Raw genomic sequence first — 20,016 nt, forward strand, 5'->3', positions numbered from 1 at the left:
TGCTCTTTTGCTTTATGAGAGAACACCCATGACCGCCGCCAAAAACCGCATTCTAGAGCTGCGCGCTGAACTCGATCAGCACAACTACCGTTACCACGTCCTCGACGAGCCGAGCATTCCGGACGCGGAGTACGACCGGTTGTTCCACGAGCTCAAGGCGCTGGAAGCGGCCAACCCGGAACTGATTACCAGCGATTCGCCGACCCAGCGGGTCGGCAGCGTGGCCCTGACCGCGTTCACCCAGGTGCGTCACGAAGTGCCGATGCTCAGCCTTGGCAACGCCTTCGAAGAAACCGACATGCGCGAGTTCGATCGCCGGGTGACCGAAGGGCTGGATCTGCCGGCCGGTGATCTGTTCGGTGGCGGCGCGGCGGTGGAATACAGCTGCGAACCGAAACTCGATGGCCTGGCGGTCAGCCTGCTGTACCAGGACGGCGTGCTGGTGCGCGGCGCCACGCGTGGCGATGGCACCACCGGCGAAGACATCAGCGTCAACGTGCGCACTGTGCGCAATATCCCGCTCAAGCTGCATGGCGAAGGCTGGCCTGCGACTCTGGAAGTGCGCGGTGAGGTGTTCATGTCCAAGGCCGGTTTCGAGCGCCTCAACGCCTCGCAACTGGAAGTCGGCGGCAAGACCTTCGCCAACCCGCGCAACGCCGCGGCTGGCAGCCTGCGTCAGCTGGATTCGAAGATCACCGCCAACCGCCCACTGGAATTCTGCTGCTACGGCATTGGTCAGGTATCTCACGATATCGCCGATACGCACATCGGCAACCTCAAGCAATTGCAGGCGTGGGGCATGCCGATCAGCCATGAGCTGAAACTGGCCAAAGGCATCGGTGAATGCCTGGATTACTACCGCGACATCGGCGAGCGACGTAACGCGCTGGCCTACGAAATCGACGGTGTGGTGTTCAAGGTCAACAGCATCGCCGATCAACGCGAGCTGGGCTTCCGCGCCCGCGAACCGCGCTGGGCGATCGCGCACAAATTCCCGGCGATGGAAGAGCTTACCGAGCTGCTCGATGTGGAATTCCAGGTCGGCCGCACCGGCGCCGTCACCCCGGTGGCGCGTCTGAAGCCGGTCAAGGTCGCCGGCGTCACCGTGGCCAATGCCACGCTGCACAACATGGATGAAGTGGCGCGTCTGGGGCTGATGATTGGCGACACCGTGATCATCCGCCGCGCCGGTGACGTGATCCCGCAAGTGGTGCAAGTGGTCATGGATCGTCGTCCCGAGAATGCACGCGCCGTGCAGATTCCCGAGCGTTGCCCGGTCTGCGGCTCCCACGTCGAGCGCACGCAACTGGTCAAGCGCAGCAAAGGCAAGGAAACCATCAGCGAAGGCGCGGTGTATCGCTGCGTCGGCCGACTGGCCTGTGGCGCGCAGTTGAAGCAGGCGATCATCCACTTCGTCTCGCGCCGCGCCATGGACATCGAAGGTCTCGGCGACAAGAGCGTCGAGCAACTGGTTGACGAAGGTCTGGTCAGTTCGCCGGCCGATCTGTATGCGCTGAAATTCGACGATATTGTCGATCTGGAAGGCTTCGCCGAGGTCTCCAGCAACAAGCTGCTGGCTGCGATCGAAGACAGCAAGAAGCCAGGGCTGGCGCGCTTCATCTACGCCCTCGGTATTCCCGATGTCGGCGAAGAGACGGCCAAGGTGTTGGCGCGCTCGCTGGGTTCGCTGGAGCGCGTTCAGCAAGCGTTGCCGCAAGTGCTGACCTACCTGCCGGACGTCGGGCTGGAAGTGGCTCACGAGATTCACAGCTTCTTTGAAGATGCGCACAACCAGCAGGTGATCACCGAACTGCTGGGGCACGGTCTGCAGATTCAGGATCAGGGCGAGCTGGGCGCCGAGTTTGCGGCCAGCACCACGCTGGGTGGCTTCCTCGACAAGCTGCACATTCCTTCGGTCGGCCCGGGCGGCGCGCAAAAACTGGCGGACAAGTTCGGTTCGCTGGAAGCGGTGATGGACGCCGACTGGCTGGACATGCGACAGGCGCTGCCGGAGAAGCAGGCGAATTCGGTTCGCGATTTCTTTAAGTCGAAAGACAATCAACAGCTTGCCAAAGATTCCGAAAAGCAACTGCGCGATTTCGGCATGCACTGGCAGAGCGAGAAGAAAGTCGTCGAAGGTTTGCCGCTGTCCGGCGAGACCTGGGTGCTGACCGGCAAGGTTGAGCTGATGAGCCGTGATGTGGCCAAGGAACATCTCGAAAGTCTGGGCGCGAAAGTGGCCGGCTCGGTGTCGGCGAAAACTCATTGCGTGGTCGCAGGTCCCGGTGCTGGCTCGAAACTCACCAAAGCCAATGAGCTGGGTGTGAAAGTGATGGACGAAGAAGCGTTTATCGCATTCCTCAAAACCCACGGCCTTCAGGTTTAACGCAAAACCCTGTGGTGAGGGGGCTTGCCCCCTCACCACAATGATTGCCTCGTGGTACTCGTGGGAACGATGTTGTCCTGGCAATGATCTAGTCTTGGCAAGCCCCAGGGAGAGATCGCCATGTACCGCTTTTTCGAGCAGCTCAGTTCTCGCATCGTCGCGCCGTTCATGGGCGAGTCTTCACGCAACAGCAAAATCTGGCCGTGCCGCTGTGGCCAGTCACTGTTCTTTCGCAACAGCCAGTGCCTGGCCTGCAATGCGGCGCTGGGCTACCAGCCTGAAGAAAGTCGCATCACGTCATTGTCGCCCGGTGTGGAGAACGGCACCTGGACGCTGGATGCCGATCCCGATGCCGGCCTCTTTCGCCGCTGCGCCAACCTCGATACCCCCGCCGCATGCAATTGGCTGCTTCCCGCCAATGTCGATGATGCCTTGTGCGTCGCCTGCAGCCTCAACCGCACCATTCCCGATCTGTCCGCCCCGGAAAATCCCGAGCGCTGGCGCAAAGTCGAAATCGCCAAGCGGCGACTCGTTGCGCAGCTGATCACCCTCGGCCTGCCGGTCATTGCGAAAAGCGTGGATGAAGACACCGGCCTGGCCTTCGACTTCATCGGCGTCGATCTTGAGGGCAATGCGCCAATGACCGGCCACGCCAACGGCCTGATCACCCTCGACATCAAAGAAGCCGACGACGCTCACCGCGAGCAGGTGCGGGCAGCGATGCATGAACCCTATCGCACGCTGCTCGGGCATTTCCGGCATGAAGTCGGGCATTACTATTGGGATCGGCTGATTGCCGACGGCCCGTGGCTTGAAGCCTTTCGCAACCTGTTTGGCGATGAGCGCGCCAGCTACGCCGAAGCGCTGGACCGTCACTATCAGCAGGGCGCACCGCTGGACTGGCCGCAACATTACGTCAGCGCCTACGCGACCATGCACCCGTGGGAAGACTGGGCCGAAACCTGGGCGCACTACCTGCACATGATGGACGCGGTGGACACCGCGCTGGGCTTCGGCATGAGTGCGCGGGAAATGGATTTCGACTACCAGCCGTTTCCACCCAGCACCCTGTACGACCCGCAGCACCCTGGCGGCGCGGCATTCCTCTCGTTCGTCAATGCGTGGATCGAACTGGCCGGTATGCTCAACGAGCTGTCCCGCAGCATGGGTCAGCCGGATTTCTACCCGTTCGTGCTGCCGGCGGCGGCGATTGCCAAGCTGCACTTTATCCATCTGGTGATCCAGCAGGCGGGCGGCAGGGCGGACGAGGTGCTTCAGGCGCAATAGCAAGTGCTTGAAGCCCTTCATATTTTTAATCTGAAACCAACGGTTGTAACTTCGCTTCAGATAGGTACAATGGCGCGGCTCGCCGACAGGTGAGTGTCGTTATGGTGACCCTATCGGTCCCCCCGCAACGATTACCCGTGAACCTGGTCAGAGCCGGAAGGCAGCAGCCACAGCGGGAACATTGTGTGCCGGGGTGTGGCTGGTAGGGTTACCACCTAAACGAACATCGAACGAATCAACACCGAACTGCATGGGTTTCGCCCACTGCGGTTTTTTTATGCCTGCGATTTGAGTCTTCACCCCAATCCTGGTGGCAGCGAGCCTGCTCGCGAAGGCAATATCCCCAATGCCTGTTCAGCCACCGAGGTTGAACAGTGGCATACTCCACCGTCTTGCTGCGCGCGTCGTTGACAAGTTCGCGCCCTGGCTACGAGGTTGTATGCACCCGGAACATCACGATTTATCCACCGCCGTTTACTTGCCCGTGACGGATGAAACCTGCACAAGCCTGTTGCAGCCCGAGGGCGCGAAAATCCTCGGCGAGCTGACGGATGCGCAACTGGCCGCGGTGCTGGTCATCCAGAATCTGGCCCAGGCCGCCGAAAAGGATCTCACCGCAGCAGCGGCGGAGAAGGTCCTGGCCAGGCTGATCGCCTGGGCGGTCGATGGCCGGGCAGGGTTATTGTCGGAAGCGCAGCGACTGTTCGATCCGCGTCAGTTGTATTTCGGGCTGAATGCGATCCGGCGACTGAACCTGCGGTTGCTGTTGACTGAGGAAGTGTCGGCGCAGGATTACCTGCTGCCTGACGGCAAATGGGATGACGAGTTCAAGACTCGGCATCACGCCGTGAATAATCCGTTCAGCCAACAGATGATCAGCCCGATCCATCGCGAGCGTTGGCTGAGCACGGCGCAAGACAAACTGGTCAGGACTTTCCGCGCCAATCTGGACGAAGACCTGCACGTGCAAGGCTATGCCGGGATTGGCAAGAGCCATTTGCTCGGTGCCTTGACCGAATGCCTGCCGCCTCAGAAAACCCTGCTGCTGGCGCGCACGCCGGAGAAACTCGCGACGCTCTGCCAGCGCATGGGCGTGACCGCTGACCGCAAGCCCGGCATCACCTTCGAAGCCTTCGCGCGCGGGCTGATTCACGGCCGCAAACCGCAGCCGGCAGGGGCGGTTACCAGGTTGGCGAGCAAGCAGAAGGTGGCGCAGGAGCTGAATATCCTCGGCTTTCGCGGCCATGACGGGCAACGCACCTTCAACGTTTGCCTGGAAACCCTCGAGCGCTACTGTCAGTCCCGGGACTACAGCCTGAGCGCCCAGCATCTGCCGTATTTCCAGCTGTCGTTGTCCAGTCTCGAATCCAAGGTGCTGCTGGAGTATTCCAGTCGAGTCTGGACTTACCTCGAGGCCAACCCGGCATGGGGCCGACAGACTGGCTTCGAAGCATTGTTGTTGATCAAACGCGCGAGTCTGGCCGGCTGCGTGGTGCCGCCTCGCTATACTCACGTGCTGATCGACGAGAGCCAGGACATTCCCGCCTCGCTGCTGCAGATCATCGAACGCGGCCGCCAAGTGCTGATTACCTTGGGCGATGAGTACCAGCACGCGAGCCGCGATCTGGTCAGAAGAAAGCGCGAAGTGCGCCAGAGCGATATCACCTATTCGGTCCGCTCGGGGCGTAACGTCGAGCGTCTGGTCAATCCGCTGATTTCCCGGCACTCGGAAAAGAGCAAGGTGCCTTTCGAAGGCGCGCGCGAGGCGGACGTCGGCATCGAGTTTTATCCACAGGGCTTTGTGCCGCCTGAAGGTTGCGTGGTGCTGACGGCGTCAGCGTGGGACACGATGAAGTGGGCCATGCAATTGCACGATGCCAATTGCCTGTTCAGCTTTGCCGACATGAAAGCGCAGCGCGACCTCGAACACTTCATGACCACCGCCATCGAGCTGTTCAGGGTCGACTTCTACAGTGCCGAGCACAGCGAAAAGGGGCCGCATCGGTATTTCAGCGACTTGCCCGACTGGCAGCAGGTACGCGATGCCAATCAGTTCGACGAGGCGTTTCTGTGGGTCGAGGCCGAGTTGCAAAAGGGCTTCAAGGTGGCGGATCTGACCCGCCTGAACCGGATGATCGGTGGCCCCGGCAAAAGCTGCCTGCTGATGCAGGCGCAGGAGGCGGGCGGCATGGAGTTCGATCGGGTGCTACTGACGCCCGAGCTGCTGACCAACGTCAAATTCAAGGACGCCTATGCGTTCGATGAGCGGATCTGCGCCGTGTACATCGCCATCTCCCGCGCCCGGCAGCAGCTGTTTCTGCCGTACGACGTGGTCGAATGGATCGAGTTTCACGACTATCAGAAATTCCGCGAGTCGCACGGTTACTGAGCACCTGACAACACTCCCACAATGGGTTATGGGGTGTTTTCAGAGGATCCGGTATACAGCCGGATAATGTCATCAATCTCCCCCGACATTTTCATCCGCAGCAACGTACGCAAGATCCGCTGCACCGGCACCTGCGGATCATTCCTCACGTAACAGCCGACATGTTGTTCCTGCAGCACCGCCACCCCTTGCAGTTGCTGCTCGGGCAGCAGGCGCTGATTGAACCAGTCCAGCGTCCATTGATTGCTCACGGCGAAGTGGTAGCGGCCGGCCAGCAGTTTTTCCAGCACTTGCTCCTGATTGCGCGCATCGTCGCGTTGCAGGCGATTGGCGTCGAACAGTGGTTGCAGGGTCGGGTAGCTGTAGCCGAGCACGGTGCCGATCGACTGGCGGGGGAGGCGGGCGGGATCGACATGGGGTGGTTGATCCCGGCGGCTGATCAGCAGGTCGCGCTGGAACAGCAGCGGAATACTCCAGATGTAATCCCCGGACTGATTCGGCAGCCACGATTGTGCGGCATAGCAGCGCACGTCGACTTCGCCGCGTTCCATGGCGTTCTGCACCCGGGTACGCGGCAGGACGTGAAATTCGGCCGGCACACCGACCTGCGTTGCCAGGCTGAGCATGATGTCGTGGAGGATGCCCTGGGTCGGCCGGCCACGTTCCAGTTGCACCATCGGCATTGCCCAGCTGTCAGCCACGACGAAACGCAGCGGGGGCTCGGCCGCCGCCGCGCTCAGGCAGATTCCCAGCAACGCTCCCACGGCCCAACGCATAAACGCTCCGGTAATTCTCGATCCCGGGCCGATAAAAGCCTCTGGTCATGCAGCTTAGCCATATTAGACGAGGACACCGGATGCAATTTTGCCCTTGCTCCGCTAGCATTAGCCGCTTCAGCTTCCTTCGTTGCGACGGTTTTCGATGAGTTATCAGGTTCTTGCACGTAAATGGCGTCCGCGCTCGTTCCGCGAAATGGTCGGCCAGACCCATGTGCTCAAGGCTCTGATCAATGCCTTGGACAGCCAGCGGCTGCACCACGCGTACCTGTTCACCGGTACGCGCGGGGTCGGTAAGACCACCATTGCGCGGATCATTGCCAAATGCCTGAACTGTGAAACAGGTATCACTTCCAGCCCGTGCGGCGAGTGTTCGGTGTGCCGTGAAATCGACGAGGGCCGCTTCGTCGACCTGATCGAGATCGACGCCGCGAGCCGGACCAAGGTCGAAGACACCCGCGAACTGCTCGACAACGTGCAGTACGCCCCAAGCCGTGGGCGCTTCAAGGTCTACCTGATCGACGAAGTGCACATGCTCTCCAGCCATTCCTTCAATGCGCTGCTGAAAACCCTTGAAGAGCCGCCGCCGTACGTCAAGTTCATCCTGGCGACCACCGACCCGCAGAAACTTCCGGCAACGATTTTGTCGCGCTGCCTGCAGTTCTCCCTGAAGAACATGACGCCGGAACGCGTCGTCGAGCATTTGACCCACGTGCTGACGGCCGAAAACGTGCCGTTCGAAGACGATGCACTGTGGCTGCTGGGGCGCGCCGCTGACGGTTCGATGCGTGACGCGATGAGCCTGACCGATCAGGCCATCGCTTTCGGTGAGGGCAAGGTACTGGCCACTGACGTGCGGGCGATGCTCGGCACGCTGGATCACGGTCAGGTCTACGACGTGCTGCATGCGTTGATCGAAGGTGACGCCAAGGCGTTGCTCGAAGCCGTGCGTCACCTGGCCGAGCAAGGCCCGGACTGGAACGGCGTGCTCTCGGAAATTCTCAACGTGCTGCACCGTGTCGCCATCGCCCAGGCGTTGCCGGAAGGCGTCGACAACGGCCATGGTGACCGTGATCGTGTGTTGGCACTGGCTCAGGCGCTGCCGGCCGAAGATGTGCAGTTCTATTACCAGATGGGCCTGATCGGCCGCCGCGACTTGCCGCTGGCGCCGGATCCCCGTGGCGGTTTCGAAATGGTCCTGCTGCGGATGCTGGCCTTCCGGCCAGCCGACACGGCGGACGCCCCGAGGCAACCGCTAAAGCCAGTGGGGATCAGCCAGGCCACAGTTGATTCCGCAAACTCAGTGGCTGCCGCGCCGAAACCTGCTCCGGTAGTCGCTGCGGCGGTTGCGCCGACGCCCGTACCTGCAGCGGCTGCTGCTCCGGCGCCAGTTCCGGCGCCTGTGGTGGTCGCCGAGCCCGCGCCTGCGCCAGAACCGCAGCCAGAGCCCGAAGCGATCGTCGCCGAAGAGGTTGTCGATCTGCCGTGGAACGACCCGGTCGAGCCCGAACCTGCGCAACAACCCGCCGTCGAGCCCGTACTGGAAACCACCGCCGAGCAACCCGAGTTGCCGCCGATGCCACTGCCGACCCCGGACAGCGTCGTCCCGCAGGCTCCGGAATGGGCCGCTGCGCCGATTCCCGAGCCGTCGGTCGCCGACGTTGATGCCGCCACGCCGGGCATGGATCTGGACGACGAGCCGCCGCTGGACGAAGACTACATCGAGCCGGACATGGATTCGGCTTACAGCTACCTTGACGATCTGGCCAGCGAACACACCGCCGAGCCAGTCCCGGAACCTGAGCCTGAGCCTGCCGCCGCGCCGGCCACCGGTCTGGCGCTGCAATGGCTGGAGCTGTTCCCGCAACTGCCGATCTCCGGCATGACCGGCAGCATCGCTGCCAACTGCACGCTGATCGCGGTTGATGGCGACCATTGGTTGATGCACCTGGACCCGGCGCACAGTGCGCTTTTCAACGCCACGCAACAACGGCGCCTGAACGATGCGTTGAACCAGTTCCACGGTCGCCCGCTGACCCTGACCATCGAGCTGATCAAGCCCGAACAGGAAACCCCGGCGCAGGCCGCGTCCCGCCGTCGGGCCAACCGTCAGCGCGAGGCGGAGGACTCGATCCACGGTGATCCGTTCATCCAGCAGATGGTCCAGCAGTTCGGTGCGGTCGTCCGACACGATACTATTGAACCTGTCGACGCCCTGGTCACTCAGGGCTAATAACTGAAGGTGCTCGGCGAGCAATCGCCGGGCGCTGTTTTGATCCAAGTACGTTTGAGGTGATTCCCATGATGAAAGGTGGCATGGCCGGCCTGATGAAGCAGGCGCAGCAGATGCAGGAAAAAATGGCCAAGATGCAGGAAGAACTGGCCAACGCCGAAGTCATCGGCAAGGCCGGTGGCGATATGGTCACCGTGGTGATGACCGGTCGTCACGACGTGAAAAGCGTCAGCATCGACCCAAGCCTGGTTGAAGGCATGAGCGAAGACGACAAAGAGATGCTGGAAGCCGTGGTGGCTTCCGCCGTCAACGACGCCGTGCGCAAGATCGAAGCCAACAGCCAGGAAAAAATGGGCAGCATGACTGCCGGCATGAACCTGCCAGCGGGTATGAAACTGCCATTCTGATTCGCCATTGCGCGGCAGATGAGCTACACAAAATGCCAGGCATCGCGCCTGGCATTTTTGTTTCTGCCGGATCGTCATGTGTTGGCAGGGCTGACGCCTTCGAAGCAGGCTCGCTCCCACAGGGGAATGCATTTCAAATGTGGAAGCAGGCTCGCTCCCACAGGGGAATGCATTTCAAATGTGGGAGCAGGCTCGCTCTCACAGGGGAATGCCTTTCAATTGTGGGAGCGAGCCTGCTCGCGAAGGCGTCGACTCGGTTGATCTGATAAACATCGAACCCGCTACCGCCACAAAGGTCTGCTCCCTATACCCCTGAATTCCCCCATTCACAGGAGACGCTGACATGTCCGACCCTCTGACGCTCAACCAACGCTTCGTCCTCGCTTCGCGCCCGGTCGGCGCGCCGACCCCGGAAAATTTCCGACTGGAACGCGAAGCGCTGCCGGACCTCGAAGACGGCCAGGTGCTGCTGAAAACCCTGTACCTGTCGCTCGACCCTTACATGCGCGGGCGCATGAGTGACGCACCGTCCTACGCCGCGCCGGTACAAATCGGCGAAGTGATGACCGGTGGTGCTGTCAGTCGTGTCGAGGATTCGCGCCATCCGAAATTCCACCAGGGCGATCTGGTGGTCGGTCTCACCGGTTGGCAGAGTCACAGCATCAGCGACGGACGCAACATCATCCCGATCCCGTCCGGCCTGCCGAGCCCGTCGATGGCCCTCGGTGTGCTGGGCATGCCGGGGATGACCGCGTACATGGGGCTGATGGACATCGGTCAGCCCAAGGAAGGCGAAACCCTGGTGGTGGCGGCTGCGTCCGGGGCGGTCGGTTCGGTGGTCGGCCAGGTTGCGAAAATCAAGGGCCTGCGCGCCGTCGGCGTAGCCGGTGGGGCCGAAAAGTGCAGGTACGTGGTCGAGACGCTGGGTTTTGATGCGTGCATCGATCACAAGGCGCCGGACTTTGCCGAACAACTGGCCAAGGCTTGCCCGAAAGGCATCGACATCTATTACGAGAACGTCGGCGGGCATGTGTTCGATGCCGTGGTGCCGCTGCTCAACCCCAAGGCGCGGATTCCACTGTGCGGGCTGATCGCCGGCTACAACGCCTCCGAGGCCCCGAAAGGCCCTGATCGTCTGCCAATGCTGCAACGCACGCTGCTGACCAAGCGTGTGCGCATTCAGGGCTTTATCGTGTTTGACGACTATGGCGACCGCCAGCCGGAATTCATCAGTCACATGGTGCCGTGGGTGCGCGATGGCAAGGTGAAGTTCCGTGAGGATGTGGTGGAAGGCCTGGAGCAGGCGCCCGAGGCGTTTATCGGTCTGCTGGAGGGGCGCAACTTCGGCAAACTGGTGGTGAAGGTCGCCCAGGACTGAGCATTTGACGCTGGCCGGAGGCGCGGGTATAAACCGCGTCTCGTTGTTTTGTCGGACTTTTTACCCATGAGCTTCAGCCCTTTGATTCGCCAACTGATCGACGCCCTGCGAACCTTGCCGGGTGTGGGTCAGAAAACCGCCCAGCGCATGGCGTTGCAATTGCTCGAGCGTGATCGCAGCGGCGGCACGCGCCTGGCCCAGGCCTTGAGCCAGGCCATGGAAGGGGTTGGTCACTGCCGTCAGTGCCGCACGCTGACCGAAGACGATCTGTGCCCGCAATGTGCCGATACCCGCCGCGACGACACGCTGCTGTGCGTGGTGGAAGGGCCGATGGACGTTTACGCGGTGGAGCAGACCGGTTTCCGTGGCCGCTACTTCGTGCTCAAGGGCCATCTGTCGCCGCTCGACGGTCTGGGGCCTGAGGCGATCGGGATTCCGCAGTTGATGACTCGGATTGAAGAGGCGGGCACCTTTACCGAAGTCATCCTCGCCACCAACCCGACGGTGGAAGGTGAGGCCACGGCGCATTACATCGCTCAGCTCCTGAGTAACAAGGGTCTGATTGCCTCGCGCATTGCTCACGGTGTGCCGCTGGGTGGCGAGCTGGAACTGGTGGATGGCGGGACGCTGGCGCATTCGTTTGCCGGGCGTAAACCGATCTCTCTCTGAGTTACAGGGCGTCTGAACAGACGCCTTCGCGAGCAAGCCCGCTCCCACATTGGACCGCATTCAATCTGAATGAACGCGATCGAATGTGGGAGCGAGCCTGCTCGCGAAGGGCGCACCTCGGTTCATCTGATTCGCACAATTGTATTGAAAACCAAGCAAGCGCTCGGTTAACGTCGGCCAACCCTTCGATGGAGTTCGCCGATGCCTGCCTTCCAGGAATACTTCGACCCCAGCCACCAAATGGTCCGCGACAGCGTCAGGCGCTTCGTCGAGCGCGAGATTTTGCCGGACATCGATGCGTGGGAAGAAGCCGAAAGCTTTCCCCGCGAGCTGTACCTGAAGGCGGGCGCTGCGGGGATTCTCGGCATCGGTTATCCCGAAGCGCTGGGCGGCAGCCACGAAGGTGATCTGTTCGCCAAGGTCGCCGCCAGTGAAGAACTCATGCGCTGCGGTTCCGGCGGCCTGGTCGCCGGGCTGGGTTCGCTGGATATCGGGCTGCCACCGATCGTCAAATGGGCGCGGCCCGAGGTGCGCGAGCGGGTCGTCCCGCAGGTGCTCAGCGGCGAGAAAATCAGTGCACTGGCGGTCACCGAGCCCGGCGGCGGCTCGGACGTCGCCAACCTGCAAACCCGCGCGGTGCGTGACGGCGAGTTCTATCGAGTCAGCGGCAGCAAGACCTTCATCACCAGCGGCGTCCGCGCCGACTTTTACACTGTCGCGGTGCGCACTGGTGCGCCGGGTTTCGGCGGCATCAGCCTGTTGTTGATCGAAAAGGGCACCCCAGGCTTCACCGTAGGCCGCCAGCTGAAGAAAATGGGTTGGTGGGCCTCGGACACCGCTGAACTGTTCTTCGATGATTGTCGGGTGCCTGTGGCCAATCTGATCGGTGCCGAGAACATGGGGTTTGCCTGCATCATGGGCAATTTCCAGAGCGAGCGACTGGCGCTGGCGCTGATGGCCAACATGACCTCACAGCTGGCGCTGGCGGAGGCTTTGAAGTGGGCGCGCGAGCGAGAGGCGTTCGGCAAACCGATCGGCAAGTTTCAGGTGATCAGGCATCGACTGGCCGAAATGGCCACGGCGCTGGAAGTGTCGCGCGAGTTCACCTATCGGCAGGCGGCGAAGATGGCGGCGGGGCAGAGTGTGATCAAGGAAATTTCCATGGCCAAGAACGTTGCCACGGACACCTCGGACCGGATCACCCGCGAAGCGGTGCAGATACTCGGTGGGCTGGGTTACATGCGCGAGAGTCTGGTGGAACGGCTGTATCGCGATAATCGCATTCTGTCGATTGGCGGCGGGACGCGGGAAGTGATGAACGAGATCATCAGCAAGCAGATGGGGCTTTAGATTTTGCGGTGGGTCTGCAGGCCTCATCGCGGCCAGGCTCACTCCTACAGAGGAACGCGTTCCAGATTGTAGGCGTGAGCCTGCTCGCGATGGCGACCGGATGGGCGCTGCTTACTTGTCAGTCAAAGCAAACTGCGTCAGGCAGAACGTCGGAATCCCCATGTCTTCCAGACGCTGCGAGCCACCCAGCTCCGGCAGATCAATGATTGCCGCTGCCTCATGCACTCGCGCACCCATGCGGCGGATCAGGTTGGCGGCTGCGATCAGCGTGCCCCCGGTGGCAATCAGGTCATCGAACATCACCACCGAGTCGCCCTCGCACAGGCTGTCGGCGTGCACTTCCAGGAACGCTTCGCCGTACTCGGTCGCGTAACCCTCGGCCAGCACGTCCGCCGGCAATTTGCCCTGCTTGCGGAACAGCACCAGCGGCTTGTTCAACTGATAAGCCAACACCGAACCGATCAGGAAACCACGCGCATCCATCGCGCCGATGTGAGTGAAGTCGGCTTCCACATAGCGGTGGGCAAAGCTGTCCATCACCAGGCGCAGGGCCTTGGGCGACTGGAACAGCGGAGTGATGTCGCGAAAGATCACGCCCGGTTTCGGGAAGTCGATCACGGGGCGGATCAGGGATTTGATGTCGAAGGAGTCGAAGGCCATCGTCGAGGTGTCCTGGCAGGGCTGCAAACGGCGCAGTATACCCGCGGCTGAAACGCTTCGCTCAACCGCGGATCGAGATCAGCCTTCGAGCGAGCCGCCGGCCAGGGCGCAGAGCTGGATCGGGTCGAGGATGTGGATCTCCTTGCCCTCGGCGGCGATCAGTTCGTTCTGCTGGAAGCGGGTGAACACCCGGGACACGGTTTCCACCGCGAGGCCCAGGTAGTTGCCGATTTCGTTACGCGACATGCTCAGGCGGAACTGGTTGGCCGAGAACCCGCGAGCGCGGAAACGGGCCGACAGGTTGACGAGGAACGTGGCGATGCGCTCGTCGGCGGTTTTCTTCGACAACAGCAGCATCATTTGCTGGTCGTCACGAATTTCGCGGCTCATCACGCGCATCAACTGGCGGCGCAGTTGCGGCAGTTGCAGGGCCAGTTCATCGAGGCGTTCGAACGGAATTTCGCAGACCGAAGTGGTTTCCAGCGCCTGAGCCGACACCGGGTGCTTTTCGGTGTCCATGCCGGACAGGCCGACCAGTTCGCTCGGCAGGTGGAACCCGGTGAGCTGCTCTTCGCCGGTATCGCTCAGGCTGAAGGTCTTGAGGGCGCCGGAGCGTACTGCATAAACGGAATCGAAGGTGTCGCCCTGGCGGAACAGGAACTCGCCCTTTTTCAGTGGGCGACCACGTTTGACGATTTCGTCCAGCGCATCCATGTCTTCCAGATTCAGAGAAAGTGGCAGGCAGAGAGGGGCCAGGCTGCAATCCTTGCAATGGGCCTGGTTGTGAGCGCGCAGTTTAACTGGCTCGGACATTTCTTGAATCCTTGTGGGAAAACACACATAAGCCGTAAGGGTAACCCACGGGAGGACATTCAGGCCAGTCCATGGCGACTTTGTCCCACGGGCGTAAAGCCGCGGGGCAAGTGGCCGATAAAGGGGTATCACCACGTATGCAAGGAACCGCTTCGATGGCCGCCATTGACACGCTGAACCCCGGTAACAGCGGCGTTGCGCCTGTGCCGAACACCGCCAGGGCTGGCGCCGGGGCTGAGCAGAATGCCGACACGTCGCTGTTGGCAACCCCGACCTTGGTCGAGGGCGTCAAAGTGTCGCTGTCCAATGCCTCCATCGAAAAAGCCTTCAGCGCCGGGGGCGAGAACAGCGACATCGAAGACAGCGGCTTGCCCGAGAACGTCCAGCAATTGCTGAAGATGATTCGCAAACTGCAAAAAGAGATCGCCGAGAAGAAAGCCCGGATGGCCGCGGTCATGGCCGACAAGCGGCTGTCCAACGAGCAAAAGGTCAACATGCTCGCCGCGCTGCGCGGTGCCATTGCGGCGTTGAACACAGGCCTGATCAGCGCCAATCTTGCCCTGTCCAAAGTCATGGACCAGTCCGGTCTGTCCGCCGAGCAAAACCTCAAGCTTGGCTCACTGCTGACAAAGAACTAGATCACCCGTGAGAAGCGCTGACGGTTCTGTTGTTCCAGATACGCGTCAAACACCATGCATACCGAACGTACCAGCAGGCGTCCGGCCGGCAGTACTTCGATCCTTTCGGGATCCAGCGTGATCAGGCCATCGTTGGCCATGCCTTGCAGTTGTGGCCACAGCGCGCCGAAATAACCCTGAAAATCGATGTTGAACGCTTGCTCGATCGCGGCGAACTCCAGGCTGAAATTGCAGATCAGTTGCTGGATCACCGCGCGGCGCAGGCGGTCGTCGGCGTTGCACACCAGGCCCCGACTGGTCGCCAGTTGCGCGGCGGCGAGGGTGTTCTGGTACTGGTTCAGGTCGCTGCTGTTCTGGCAGTACAGGTCGCCGATCTGGCTGATCGCCGACACCCCCAGGCCAATCAGGTCGCAATGCCCGTGGGTGGTGTAGCCTTGGAAATTGCGCTGCAGGGTCTGTTCTTCCTGGGCGATCGCCAGTTCATCGTCGGGCAGGGCGAAGTGATCCATGCCGATGTAGCGGTAACCGGCGGCGGTCAGTTGTTCGATGGTGCGCTGGAGCATTTCCAGTTTTTGCGCCGGGCTCGGCAGCTCGTTGCTGTTGATCCGCCGCTGCGGCATGAAGCGCTCCGGCAGGTGCGCATAGTTGAACACCGAGAGCCGGTCTGGTTGCAGGCTGATGACTTCTTCGACGGTGCGCGCGAAGTTCTCCGGCGTCTGCTTGGGCAGGCCGTAGATCAGGTCGATATTGATCGAACGAAATTGCAGGGTGCGCGCGGCGTCGATCACTGCGCGGGTTTCTTCCAGACTCTGCAGGCGATTGACCGCCCGTTGCACCGCCGGATCAAGGTCTTGCAGGCCGATGCTGACCCGGTTGAAGCCGAGTTCGCGCAGCAGGCCCATGGTCGACCAGTCGGCCTCGCGTGGGTCGATCTCGATACCGTAGTCACCGGAATCGTCATCCAGCAGATTGAAGTGTTTGCGCAAATGCGCCATCAACTGCCGCAGCTCGTCGTGGCTGAGGAAGGTCGGGGTGCCGCCACCGAAATGCAGTTGCTCGACTTTCTGCGCCGGTTCCAGGTGGCAGGCGATCAGCTGGATTTCCTGCTCCAGCCGTTGCAGATAAGGTTGTGCACGACCGCGATCCTTGGTGATGACCTTGTTGCAGGCGCAGTAGTAGCAAATGTTCGCGCAAAACGGCACGTGCACGTACAGCGACAAGGGACGCAGCGCCTTGCGGCTGTCGCGCAGGGCGTGGAACAGGTCGAAGGTGCCGACCTGACTGTTGAATTGCACGGCCGTCGGGTACGAGGTGTAGCGCGGCCCCGCCAGGTCGTAGCGGCGGATCAGATCAGTGTCCCAACGAATGGCGTCGAGCATGCGGGCATTCCCCGGATAGGCTGGCAGTGTGGCGAGTCTATCGGGGCGCAGCGCGGGGGCTCTTGATTTGCATCAACGGGGAGGAGGGGTGTTGGTCAGGCGGGCCTCTTCGCGAGCAGGCTCGCTCCCACAGGGGATGTGTGGGCTACACACGATCAGTGTGGGAGCGAGCCTGCTCGCGAAGGCCGCACCGCCAATCTAATGCCCCATCAGCCAATGCTGATGCGGGCCGGGCAAGGTCCAGACCCCGAACAGAATCACCAGCAAGCCACCGGCCATGCGCACGCTGCGCTTGCGCAGCAGCGCGGTTACACGTTCGGCGGCAAGCCCGGTGGCGAGCAGCACCGGCCATGTTCCCAGGCCGAACGCGAGCATCAACAACGCACTGTCCAGCGCATTGCCCTGACTCGCCGACCACAGCAGCGTGCTGTAAACCAGTCCGCACGGCAGCCAGCCCCACAACGCGCCAAGCAGCAGGGCGCGAGGCAGTGTCGACACCGGCAGCAAACGGTTGGCCACCGGTTGGATGTAGCGCCACAAGCCACGACCGAGGCTTTCGATACGGGTCAGGCCGCTCCACCAACCGGCCAGATACAGGCCCATGGCGATCAGCAGCAACCCGGCGAGGATACGCATGAACATCGCTGCCGGGCTGTTCGCTACCGCCCAGCCGGCCAGGCCGATCAGCAGGCCGGCAGTGGCGTAACTGAGGATGCGACCGAGGTTGTACGCCAGCAGCAAGCGAAAACGCCGACTGCGCTGTTCCTTGGGGATCGCCAGGGTCAGCGCGCCCATCAGGCCGCCGCACATGCCCAGACAATGACCGCCGCCGAGCAGGCCGAGGATCAGTGCCGAAACCAGCAGGGGCGCCAGCTCAAGCATGGGGTGGCGCCTTGTCCTGCGGTTTGTCGGACTTGGCTTCGTCCACGGCAGCGGTGTGGTTCGGGTCCTGATCATCGAACAGGATGCTGTGGGCCGGGCCGTCGAGGTCGTCGTACTGACCGCTGTCCACCGCCCAGAAAAAGATGTACACGGCGATGGCCACGATCAGCAGGGCGGCGGGGATCATCACGTAAAGGGCTGGCATCGGTACTCCAGGCTCGTGCGGCTCAAGCCGGCAACGGGCGGGTTTCTGAGCGGGTGCCGACGACCGGCGCGCTCGGCAGGCGAGTCAGGCGCAGGGCGTTGAGCACCACGGTCAACGAACTGATCGACATGCCGACCGCGGCCCACACCGGGGTGATCCAGCCGAGGGCAGCGAACGGCAACATGAGGCCATTGTACAGCGCCGCCCACAGCAGATTCTCGATGATTACCCGGCGGGTGCGCCGTGCCAGTGTGAAGGCCTGCACCAGCGCGTCGAGGCGATTGGACAGCAGCACCGCATCGGCACTGGTTTTCGCCAGGTCGGTGGCCGAACCCATGGCCACGCTGATGTCGGCAGCGGCCAGCACCGGCACGTCATTCACGCCGTCGCCGAGCATCAGCACTTTGCGACCTTGTGCGTGCAGTTGTTGCAGCACTTGCAGTTTGTCATCCGGACGCAGACCGCCACGGGCCTCATCAATGCCCAGCTCGGCGGCAACACTGGCAACCATCGGTGAACTGTCGCCCGACAGCAGCAACGTGCGCCAACCGCGCGCCTTGCACGCGGCGAGCAGGGCAGGGGCATCGTCGCGCAGGCGGTCGTCGAGAACGAACCAGGCCAACGGCCCGTGATCGTTGCCGAGCAGCAGCCATTGCCCCGGCTCATGCGGCATCGCTGGCACAGGCGCGCCGCTGAGCTCGCAGACGAATTCTGCCTGACCGATGCGCAAGCGCTGCGCGCCGACCCGTCCTTCGAGACCAAGCCCCGGTGTGCTGTGCACCTCTTCGGCGGCCAGCGGTGCGCGGCCGAAGGCGCGGGCAATCGGGTGTTCCGAGCGGTTTTCCAGCGCCGCGGCAAGGCTCAGGCATTGATCGCTGTTCAGCGTGCCCAGCGGGCGAATCGAACGCAGTACCAGGCGACCTTCGGTCAGGGTGCCGGTCTTGTCGAAAATCACCGTGTCGATCTGGTTCAGGCCCTCCAGCACATGGCCGCGTGTCAGCAGCAGGCCGAGTTTGTGCAGGGTGCCGGTGGCGGCAGTGAGCGCGGTCGGCGTGGCGAGCGACAGTGCGCAGGGGCAGGTCGCCACCAGCATCGCCAGGACAATCCAGAACGCGCGTGACGAATCCAGCTCCCACCACAGCAGGCCAATGGCTGCCGCCGCCATCAGCGACAGCAGCAGAAACCACTGCGCGGCACGGTCGGCAATTTCCGCCAGCCGGGGTTTTTCGGCCTGGGCGCGATCGAGCAGGCGGACGATGGCCGACAGCCGTGTGTCCTGGCCCAGCGCCAACACTTCGACGGTCAATGCGCCTTCGACATTCAGTGTGCCGGCGGTCACGGCGTCGCCCTGCGCACGCGGTTGTGGCAGGTATTCGCCGGTGAGCAACGATTCGTCGATGCTCGACTGGCCATCGAGGATCTTGCCATCGGCCGGCAGAATCGCACCGGGCTGCACCAGTACCCGGTCGCCCAGGCGCAATTCGCTGAGCAGAATACGTTCGCTCTGGCTGTCGGCGTCGAGGCGCAGGCACGAGGCCGGCAGCAGATTGACCAGTTGCGCCGTCGCGGCGGCGGTGCGCTCGCGGGCGCGGCGTTCCAGATAGCGCCCGGCGAGCAGGAACAGCGCAAACATGCCGACCGCATCGAAATACAGCTCGCCGACCCCGGTGATCGAGGTCCAGATCCCGGCGATGTAGGCGCTGCCGATCGCCAGCGACACCGAAACGTCCATGGTCAGGTGGCGTGTGCGCAGATCGCGCATCGCGCCTTTGAAGAACGGCGCGCAGCTGTAGAACACGATCGGCGTGGTGAGGAACAGCGCGACCCAGCGCAGGATCGTGTGCAGCTCGGGGCTGAGGTCGATGTTGAATTCCGGCCAGGTGGCCATGGTCGCCATCATCGCCTGGAACCACAGCAGTCCGGCGACGCCGAGCTGGCGCAGGGCCAGACGGTTTTCGCTGGCCAGTTGTTCGCTGGCGCGGTCGGCCTGGTATGGGTGCGCGGCGTAACCGATGTGGCGCAGTTCGGCGAGGATCTGGCTCAGCGGCAATTGCGCGTCGGCCCAGCGTACATGCAGGCGATGGTTGGACAGGTTCAAGCGCGCCTCGGCCACCGCTGGCAGGGTGCGCAGGTGTTTCTCGATCAGCCAGCCGCAGGCAGCGCAGCTGATGCCTTCCATCAGCAGGGTGGTTTCGGCGAGATCGCCTTCGTGTCGCACGAACGGCTTTTGCACATCGGCGCGGTCGTACAGTGCCAGTTCATCGGTCAGTTGCACCGGCAGTGCTTCGGGGTTGGCCGAGGCTTCGCTGCGATGCTGGTAATAGCTTTCCAGACCACCGGCGACAATGGCTTCGGCCACGGCTTGGCAGCCGGGACAGCAGAACTCGCGGGACTCCCCGAGCACGACGGCGGTGAAGCGACTGCCGGACGGGGCGGGCAGTGCGCAGTGGTAGCAGGGGAGTGGGGTGGTCATCAAAGACATCTATGTTGTCGGCAAGGGCCTCTTCGCGAGCAGGCTCGCTCCCACATTTGATTTGCGCTGTTCACACAACCTGTGGGAGCGA

16 protein-coding genes and 1 other RNA gene are annotated in these 20,016 nt (G+C 62.3%); 10 read left to right on the top strand and 7 right to left on the bottom strand.

Annotation, left to right across the window (positions count from 1 at the left end):
- Window positions 1-28 precede the first annotated feature (28 nt).
- The 4 genes from ligA to AC0J41_RS07615 all read left to right on the top strand — a co-directional run bounded on the left by ligA (window position 29) and on the right by AC0J41_RS07615 (window position 6,062).
- A complete protein-coding gene (gene ligA, locus AC0J41_RS07600) occupies window positions 29-2,386 on the top strand; it encodes an NAD-dependent DNA ligase LigA (protein WP_473015036.1) in 2,358 nt (785 codons plus the stop codon).
- Between the two features lie 120 nt (window positions 2,387-2,506).
- Window positions 2,507-3,673, top strand: a complete 1,167-nt coding sequence (locus AC0J41_RS07605; RefSeq protein ID WP_473015037.1) for a zinc-binding metallopeptidase family protein — start codon at window positions 2,507-2,509, stop codon at window positions 3,671-3,673.
- A gap of 111 nt (window positions 3,674-3,784) precedes the next feature.
- Window positions 3,785-3,881: signal recognition particle sRNA small type (ffs, locus tag AC0J41_RS07610), an RNA gene on the top strand.
- 231 nt (window positions 3,882-4,112) lie between these two features.
- Window positions 4,113-6,062: a hypothetical protein gene (locus tag AC0J41_RS07615; protein WP_473015038.1), complete on the top strand. Its 1,950-nt coding sequence runs from the start codon at window positions 4,113-4,115 to the stop codon at window positions 6,060-6,062.
- A 26-nt stretch (window positions 6,063-6,088) separates the two neighbouring features.
- Here the strand turns inward: AC0J41_RS07615 and AC0J41_RS07620 are convergent, their stop codons facing one another.
- A complete protein-coding gene (locus AC0J41_RS07620; RefSeq protein WP_473015039.1) occupies window positions 6,089-6,838 on the bottom strand; it encodes a substrate-binding periplasmic protein in 750 nt (249 codons plus the stop codon).
- A gap of 145 nt (window positions 6,839-6,983) precedes the next feature.
- Here AC0J41_RS07620 and dnaX point away from each other — a divergent pair, with 145 nt between their 5' ends.
- The 5 genes from dnaX (at window position 6,984) to AC0J41_RS07645 (ending at window position 12,875) form a co-directional block, all read left to right on the top strand.
- Window positions 6,984-9,071 (top strand): DNA polymerase III subunit gamma/tau, encoded by a 2,088-nt coding sequence (gene dnaX / locus AC0J41_RS07625; protein WP_473015041.1) that lies wholly within the window; start codon window positions 6,984-6,986, stop codon window positions 9,069-9,071.
- Window positions 9,072-9,139: 68 nt separating this feature from the next.
- The gene (locus AC0J41_RS07630; RefSeq protein WP_025110351.1) at window positions 9,140-9,478 is read left to right on the top strand and encodes a YbaB/EbfC family nucleoid-associated protein; all 339 of its coding nucleotides are present in this window, start codon (window positions 9,140-9,142) and stop codon (window positions 9,476-9,478) included.
- 343 nt (window positions 9,479-9,821) lie between these two features.
- Window positions 9,822-10,856, top strand: coding sequence for an NADP-dependent oxidoreductase (locus AC0J41_RS07635; RefSeq protein WP_473015043.1), 1,035 nt, complete (start codon window positions 9,822-9,824; stop codon window positions 10,854-10,856).
- Window positions 10,857-10,922: 66 nt separating this feature from the next.
- Complete coding sequence (recR, locus tag AC0J41_RS07640; RefSeq protein ID WP_121184536.1) at window positions 10,923-11,525, top strand: recombination mediator RecR; 603 nt, start codon at window positions 10,923-10,925, stop codon at window positions 11,523-11,525.
- 201 nt (window positions 11,526-11,726) lie between these two features.
- Window positions 11,727-12,875 carry an acyl-CoA dehydrogenase family protein gene (locus AC0J41_RS07645; RefSeq protein WP_473015044.1) on the top strand — a complete coding sequence of 383 codons (1,149 nt, stop codon included), beginning with the start codon at window positions 11,727-11,729 and terminating at the stop codon, window positions 12,873-12,875.
- A gap of 111 nt (window positions 12,876-12,986) precedes the next feature.
- Here AC0J41_RS07645 and AC0J41_RS07650 read toward each other — a convergent pair whose 3' ends face one another.
- Window positions 12,987-13,535 carry an adenine phosphoribosyltransferase gene (locus AC0J41_RS07650; protein WP_025110354.1) on the bottom strand — a complete coding sequence of 183 codons (549 nt, stop codon included), beginning with the start codon at window positions 13,533-13,535 and terminating at the stop codon, window positions 12,987-12,989.
- Between the two features lie 78 nt (window positions 13,536-13,613).
- Window positions 13,614-14,348 carry a fumarate/nitrate reduction transcriptional regulator Fnr gene (gene fnr, locus AC0J41_RS07655; RefSeq protein WP_025110355.1) on the bottom strand — a complete coding sequence of 245 codons (735 nt, stop codon included), beginning with the start codon at window positions 14,346-14,348 and terminating at the stop codon, window positions 13,614-13,616.
- Between the two features lie 155 nt (window positions 14,349-14,503).
- On the opposite strand from fnr, the gene AC0J41_RS07660 reads away from it, so the two are divergent.
- The gene (locus AC0J41_RS07660) at window positions 14,504-14,986 is read left to right on the top strand and encodes a hypothetical protein (protein ID WP_473015046.1); all 483 of its coding nucleotides are present in this window, start codon (window positions 14,504-14,506) and stop codon (window positions 14,984-14,986) included.
- Here AC0J41_RS07660 and hemN read toward each other — a convergent pair.
- From hemN to AC0J41_RS07680, 4 genes are all read right to left on the bottom strand, one after another.
- Complete coding sequence (gene hemN, locus AC0J41_RS07665) at window positions 14,983-16,365, bottom strand: oxygen-independent coproporphyrinogen III oxidase (RefSeq protein WP_473015047.1); 1,383 nt, start codon at window positions 16,363-16,365, stop codon at window positions 14,983-14,985. The two genes, AC0J41_RS07660 and hemN, sit on opposite strands and share 4 nt — an antisense overlap.
- 198 nt (window positions 16,366-16,563) lie before the next feature.
- A complete protein-coding gene (locus AC0J41_RS07670; RefSeq protein ID WP_025110358.1) occupies window positions 16,564-17,247 on the bottom strand; it encodes a sulfite exporter TauE/SafE family protein in 684 nt (227 codons plus the stop codon).
- Window positions 17,240-17,452 (bottom strand): cbb3-type cytochrome oxidase assembly protein CcoS, encoded by a 213-nt coding sequence (ccoS, locus tag AC0J41_RS07675; protein WP_025110359.1) that lies wholly within the window; start codon window positions 17,450-17,452, stop codon window positions 17,240-17,242. The genes AC0J41_RS07670 and ccoS overlap by 8 nt, the downstream gene beginning before the upstream one ends.
- Before the next feature lie 22 nt (window positions 17,453-17,474).
- The gene (locus tag AC0J41_RS07680; RefSeq protein ID WP_473015048.1) at window positions 17,475-19,925 is read right to left on the bottom strand and encodes a heavy metal translocating P-type ATPase; all 2,451 of its coding nucleotides are present in this window, start codon (window positions 19,923-19,925) and stop codon (window positions 17,475-17,477) included.
- Between the last annotated feature and the right edge of the window lie 91 nt (window positions 19,926-20,016).

The organism is Pseudomonas sp. Arb-4-2C (assembly GCF_055755015.1).

Excerpts from the sequence above, each read along its gene's own strand:
- AC0J41_RS07605 (WP_473015037.1), top strand. The coding sequence starts at position 2,507 with ATGTACCGCTTTTTCGAGCAGCTCAGTTCTCGCATCGTCGCGCCGTTC.
- AC0J41_RS07680 (WP_473015048.1), bottom strand. The coding sequence starts at position 19,925 with ATGACCACCCCACTCCCCTGCTACCACTGCGCACTGCCCGCCCCGTCC.
- AC0J41_RS07650 (WP_025110354.1), bottom strand. The coding sequence starts at position 13,535 with ATGGCCTTCGACTCCTTCGACATCAAATCCCTGATCCGCCCCGTGATC.
- ligA (WP_473015036.1), top strand. The coding sequence starts at position 29 with ATGACCGCCGCCAAAAACCGCATTCTAGAGCTGCGCGCTGAACTCGAT.
- fnr (WP_025110355.1), bottom strand. The coding sequence starts at position 14,348 with ATGTCCGAGCCAGTTAAACTGCGCGCTCACAACCAGGCCCATTGCAAG.
- recR (WP_121184536.1), top strand. The coding sequence starts at position 10,923 with ATGAGCTTCAGCCCTTTGATTCGCCAACTGATCGACGCCCTGCGAACC.
- hemN (WP_473015047.1), bottom strand. The coding sequence starts at position 16,365 with ATGCTCGACGCCATTCGTTGGGACACTGATCTGATCCGCCGCTACGAC.
- ccoS (WP_025110359.1), bottom strand. The coding sequence starts at position 17,452 with ATGCCAGCCCTTTACGTGATGATCCCCGCCGCCCTGCTGATCGTGGCC.
- AC0J41_RS07670 (WP_025110358.1), bottom strand. The coding sequence starts at position 17,247 with ATGCTTGAGCTGGCGCCCCTGCTGGTTTCGGCACTGATCCTCGGCCTG.
- AC0J41_RS07630 (WP_025110351.1), top strand. The coding sequence starts at position 9,140 with ATGATGAAAGGTGGCATGGCCGGCCTGATGAAGCAGGCGCAGCAGATG.
- AC0J41_RS07615 (WP_473015038.1), top strand. The coding sequence starts at position 4,113 with ATGCACCCGGAACATCACGATTTATCCACCGCCGTTTACTTGCCCGTG.
- AC0J41_RS07620 (WP_473015039.1), bottom strand. The coding sequence starts at position 6,838 with ATGCGTTGGGCCGTGGGAGCGTTGCTGGGAATCTGCCTGAGCGCGGCG.
- dnaX (WP_473015041.1), top strand. The coding sequence starts at position 6,984 with ATGAGTTATCAGGTTCTTGCACGTAAATGGCGTCCGCGCTCGTTCCGC.
- AC0J41_RS07645 (WP_473015044.1), top strand. The coding sequence starts at position 11,727 with ATGCCTGCCTTCCAGGAATACTTCGACCCCAGCCACCAAATGGTCCGC.
- AC0J41_RS07635 (WP_473015043.1), top strand. The coding sequence starts at position 9,822 with ATGTCCGACCCTCTGACGCTCAACCAACGCTTCGTCCTCGCTTCGCGC.
- AC0J41_RS07660 (WP_473015046.1), top strand. The coding sequence starts at position 14,504 with ATGGCCGCCATTGACACGCTGAACCCCGGTAACAGCGGCGTTGCGCCT.